Origin of the sequence: Longimicrobium sp. (genome assembly GCF_036554565.1) — a bacterium.
Classification (GTDB): domain Bacteria; phylum Gemmatimonadota; class Gemmatimonadetes; order Longimicrobiales; family Longimicrobiaceae; genus Longimicrobium.
This window is the reverse complement of sequence record NZ_DATBNB010000353.1, coordinates 1-4,558: the sequence shown is the minus strand read 5'-3', so window position 1 is coordinate 4,558 and position 4,558 is coordinate 1. Positions and strand designations below refer to the sequence as shown.

Sequence of the window (4,558 nt, the reverse complement as noted above, 5' to 3'; positions counted from 1 at the left end):
GGCGGCGGCGGACGCGTCCCCATCCGGAAGGAACTCCAGGTAGTGCGACGTCACTGCGGCCACGGGCGCATCTGCGCGGAACATTGGGATGGAGACGACGCCCTCCGTCGCGAGCAAGCCCTTGCCCTGTACCTCGACGCGCGGAAAGCGCCGCGTCATGCCTTCCAGCGCCCGCCGCGCGTGCCCGTCCGCCCAACAGGAGATCAGCGCCAGCCGCGGCCACACCGCACCCAGGTCCTCCGGCGCGCGCCCCCCGAAGCGGCGGCGGAGATGGCGGGCGAGGTCCGGCCGGGCGGGGAGCGCCCGCTCCAGCTCCCCGCGCAGTTCCGGGGCGAGCGCGGCGGGTAGGGGGCCGCTCTCCATCGACGAGAGGACGTCTTCCCAGGCCTCGTCCAGCGCCGCGGCGAGGAGCGTGAGGAACGACGGGCTCCACACGGAGATCATCGCCAGGTCCGGCATGGCGAGTAGCGCGCGCAGCGTAACACGGCGGCAGGCGGCCAGGTCGGGGATGCGCGAAACGCCACGCGGCACACCCAGCGTGCGGTCCAGCAGCGCCCGCGCGATGGGTGGAAAGTAGTCGCTGTCGTGCTCCATCCCCACGGGAATTCCGCCGTCCGTCCGCGCACGCCGCCGCGCCGGAGGCGACACCGCCCAGTACGCACGTCCGCCGCGCAGGGCGGGGCGGCTGCGCAGCAGGTCCGCGATCCACGGGAGCGTCGCGGCGGAAAACTCGGCCAGCAGAGGCGCGGTGTAGGGAATCTCCTTCGAGAGCCCGGACGTGCCGCCGCTCGGCTCCACGAATCGGACGGGCGCGCGGGTCAGCTCGTCCCCCTGCCCGTCGCAGGCGCGGCGGATCCACGGCTCCAGCCCGGCGAAGTCGCGGACGGGGACGCGCACCCGGAAGCCGGAGGTATCTCGAATCTCCCCGAACCCGTGCTCCCGCCCGAATGCCGTGTCGCGGTTGTCGCGGACGATGCGCGCGAGGATGGCCGCCTGCGCCGCCGCGGGATCGCGCAGCGCCCGTGAAAAGCGCAGGGACGCGGGCGCGGCGGCCGCCCGGTACAGCGCGCCGGCGATGCGGAGCCCCAGGCTCACCGCACCCGCCGGCCGAAGATCCGCGCCCCGGCGATGCGGCCCGCCACGCGCGCCAAGTCGCGCAGGCGCACCTCCGCCAGGCACGCCAGCTCCTCGCCGTCTGCATGTCCGGGGTTCCGCTCCACGAAGAAGCGGACGTGCGGATTGGCGAGCACCGTCGCGTCCACCGGAGCCACGCCTTCGCGGACGCGCTCGTGCGGCGTCGCGTAGCGGATGACCCCCGCCGCGGCATCGTACTCCGCGCCGAACCGCTCGGTGGCCAGCACGTCCAGCGCGGAGCGAAGCTCGTGCGCCTCCGGCCGGTCGAAGCGGGGCACGGCGCGCGGGAAGGCGTTGGCCATCAGCAGGTACGTCCGCCATCCCTTGGAGATGAGGAACCAGTACAGCGGACGGCCGGGATGACGAAGCTTGAGGCGGAAGAGCAGGCTGGCGAAGGCGCTCTGCAGGATCTTCTGCCCCCAGCAGGAACGGTCGATCACGGTGTCACCGCTGAAGACGACCATCGCCTCCCGCGCGCCGATGCAGACGGGCCGGTACAGCACGGTCGAGAACCCCCGCAGCGCGCCCGTGGCCCGGTCGCGAAGCAGGATCACCTGCTGCTTGTCGGCCAAGTCGCGCTCGAAGCGGTCCTGGTCGGCACCCTCGTAGTGGGCGCGGAACAGGGCGAAGGCGGCACGACGGGTAGCGTCGTCGAGATCGCCGGGTGCGACGACGGTGGCGCGGAGCCGTGCGGGTGGACCGGTGCGCGCGCCCGTGGTTGCGGGGCGCTCCGCGAGCGCGGGGGCGAGCGGCATGGTACGGCTGGGGGTGGGAGGACCCGCGGGAGGGGCAGAAGAAGTGTACTCGTACGGCGTTACGTCTGTTCCGGAATATGGGCGCGAATGTGGATGGGCGGAAGTGCGGAGGGCCCAAGCCGTGCTGTTGACGGTCGCGCGGAGGTATGATACATATATCATAATCGAGCCGGGAGGAGGCATGGCGAAGTGGAGGGGAAAGTGCGCCGGGCACGAGGTCTGGATCAACGACGTCGACCATCCGCCGCCGCATTGCCACGCGGTCGTGGAGGGCCGGAACAAGACCGTGGACCTGTACACGTTCAGCATTCGCAATCCGCCGCCGGACGCCCTTCCACCGCGGCTTCGGCGGGAGCTGAAGGGCTTGCAAGCCGAGCTTCTGAAGGCCTGGGATGAGGTGAAGCTCATCCCGCCGGGCAGCAACACCCAGGCATGGTGAGGGCTACAATGATGGTTCACCACGATATCGCTCCGAGCAACCAGCTCCACGTCGACGTTTCGCGGATCGGCAGTTCCCAGGTGCGGAACGCGCTGCGGGACACGTTCGCTCACCTGGGATATCGCTACTTCGAGTTCGACGCGTTCTGGCCGCTGTTCTCCACCGGCGAGGCGCAGCGCATCCCCACGAACTCACTCATATGCGGCGACCTGTCGCACATCGTGCGTGCCTATACGTCGACGCAGAAGCACCGCTGGATTGCCGCCATCCGCGAAACGCGGCCGCACATCCTGGCCTTCGTTCGCACCAAGGCAGACCACTTCTACGCACCGTGGGTAGATGACCTGGTGCGGACCTCGGACCTGCGGGTCTCGGTCTGCCGCTACTCTCAAGGGTCCCGCATCTCCCTGGCGAACTGCGTCAACGAAGCGGTTTCGTCGCTGGACCCGGAATCCATCCTCGACGTCAGGTATTCGCGCTCCGACCACTCTCTCTGGATCGCCTTTGGTGACGGGCTGAGCGGCTCCGTCCAGCCGAGAGACATCGGCTTCGACGATCCCCTGGAGTTGTGCCTGGAGACGGCGACCGTCGCGCCGTACCACAGCGGTGTGCAGGTGCTCGACCGCGGTGGCGACCTGGTCGACATCGACGGAGGCTCGCTTCGCGCCGTGCTCGACGGCGCCTTCGCGCAGAAAATTCTGCTGCAGGCGGAGTCATCCAATCGCCAGATCGGCGAGCGGCTGAAGGGCCACCGGCTGACAGCCGGCGTCACACAGGTGCAGCTCGCGGAACGAAGCGGGCTGGACCAGGCAATCATCTCCAAGCTGGAGCGCGGAAAGCATCAGCCGCGGTGGGATACCATCCAGCGATACGCAAACGGGCTGGGCGTTGCGCCGGAGAGCCTGCTCGCGTGAACCGATGATGCGGCGCCGCACGGGGATGCTCGCGAATTGACCCCGCTACGCCACACCCGTAACTTTCCCGCATGCCGGCCGCGACGAAACGACTGCTCTGGGTAGACGACGAGATCGACCTCCTGCGCCCGCACCTGCTGCTGATGCAGGGGCGGGGCTATCACGTCGATGCCGCCTCGAACGGTGACGACGCCATCGAGCTGGTGCGCGGGCGGGGCTACGACCTGATCCTGCTGGACGAGCAGATGCCCGGACGCACCGGCATGGAGGTGCTGGACGAAATCCGCCGCATCGACCCGCGCGTGCCCGTGGTGATGGTCACCAAGAGCGAGGAAGACCGCACCATGACCGAGGCCATCGGCCGGCGGGTGGCGGACTACCTGGTGAAGCCCACCTCGCCCCGGCAGGTGCTCTCCGTCGTCACCCGGCTGCTGGAAGGCGGCCAGCTTCAGCAGCAGGTGACCGCGCGCGAGTTCACCCAGCGGTTCCGCGACCTGATGGGCGAGCGCAACGCCTATCGCGGGTGGCGGCAGTGGCGCGACACCTACTCCGAACTGGTGGACTGGGAGCTGCGCCTGCGCGGCGCCGGCGAAACGGGGCTGCTGGCATCGCTGGAGACGCTGCTGGACGACTTTCGCCGCGAGTTCTGCAAGTTCGTCTGCGACGACTACGGCCACTGGACGTCGGGCGACGAAGAGCGCCCGCCGCTCTCGGTCGACATCGTTCCCGAGTACCTGGCGCCGTTGCTGGGGCCGGACCGATCGGCGCTGTTCATCATCATAGACTGCCTGCGCCTGGACCAGTGGCGCACGCTGGTGCCCCTGCTGGAGCCGCTGGCCCAGGTAGAAGAGGCGCTGTACTACTCCATCCTGCCCACCGCCACGCCCTTCTCGCGCAACGCCATCTTCTCCGGGCTGTACCCCGACGGCCTGGCCGAGCGCATGCCCGGGTGGTGGGGGCGCGAGGGTGAGGGCAGCCTGAACAACCTGGAAGCCGAGCTGTTCCGCGAGCACGTGCAGCGCGTGGCGGGAAAGCGCGTGCCCGTGCACTACGAAAAGGTGTTCGACGCGGGCGACGGCGAGCAGATGCTGAAGCGGCTCCCCGGTTACCTGTCGCAGCCGGGGGTGACGGCGCTGGTGTTCAACTTCGTGGACATGCTCACCCACGGCCGGTCGGAGTCGTCGGTGCTGCTGGAGGTGGCGCGCGACAAGGAGGCCCTGCGCGCGCTGACGCGCCAGTGGTTCGAGCGGTCCGAGGCGCTCACCGCCATCCGCGAGGCGCTGCGCCACCGCGTGCCCGTGCTGGTGACCACGGAC

The 4,558-nt window shown here is 69.7% G+C and carries 5 protein-coding genes; 3 read left to right on the top strand and 2 right to left on the bottom strand.

The genetic code is table 11. From position 1 onward, the window contains the following. Together VIB55_RS09885 and VIB55_RS09880 are read right to left on the bottom strand one after the other, a co-directional pair. The coding region (locus tag VIB55_RS09885; RefSeq protein ID WP_331876486.1) for a GH3 family domain-containing protein at window positions 1-1,095 on the bottom strand (1,095 nt) is incomplete at its 3' end. Next, entirely contained in the window at window positions 1,092-1,889 is a 798-nt protein-coding gene (locus VIB55_RS09880; protein WP_331876485.1) for a hypothetical protein, read from the bottom strand. The genes VIB55_RS09880 and VIB55_RS09885, both read right to left, overlap by 4 nt. Before the next feature lie 181 nt (window positions 1,890-2,070). Between VIB55_RS09880 and VIB55_RS09875 the strand changes: the two genes are divergently transcribed. From VIB55_RS09875 to VIB55_RS09865, 3 genes are all read left to right on the top strand, one after another. After that, a complete protein-coding gene (locus tag VIB55_RS09875) occupies window positions 2,071-2,328 on the top strand; it encodes a hypothetical protein (protein WP_331876484.1) in 258 nt (85 codons plus the stop codon). An 8-nt stretch (window positions 2,329-2,336) separates the two neighbouring features. Continuing rightward, window positions 2,337-3,242, top strand: a complete 906-nt coding sequence (locus VIB55_RS09870; protein ID WP_331876483.1) for a helix-turn-helix transcriptional regulator — start codon at window positions 2,337-2,339, stop codon at window positions 3,240-3,242. Between the two features lie 71 nt (window positions 3,243-3,313). Next, window positions 3,314-4,558: response regulator (locus VIB55_RS09865; protein ID WP_331876482.1), on the top strand; the 1,245-nt coding region annotated here is incomplete at its 3' end.

Bases quoted from the DNA above. Each gene is read 5' to 3' on its own strand.
- VIB55_RS09870 (WP_331876483.1), top strand. From the start codon at position 2,337: ATGATGGTTCACCACGATATCGCTCCGAGCAACCAGCTCCACGTCGAC.
- VIB55_RS09880 (WP_331876485.1), bottom strand. From the start codon at position 1,889: ATGCCGCTCGCCCCCGCGCTCGCGGAGCGCCCCGCAACCACGGGCGCG.
- VIB55_RS09875 (WP_331876484.1), top strand. From the start codon at position 2,071: ATGGCGAAGTGGAGGGGAAAGTGCGCCGGGCACGAGGTCTGGATCAAC.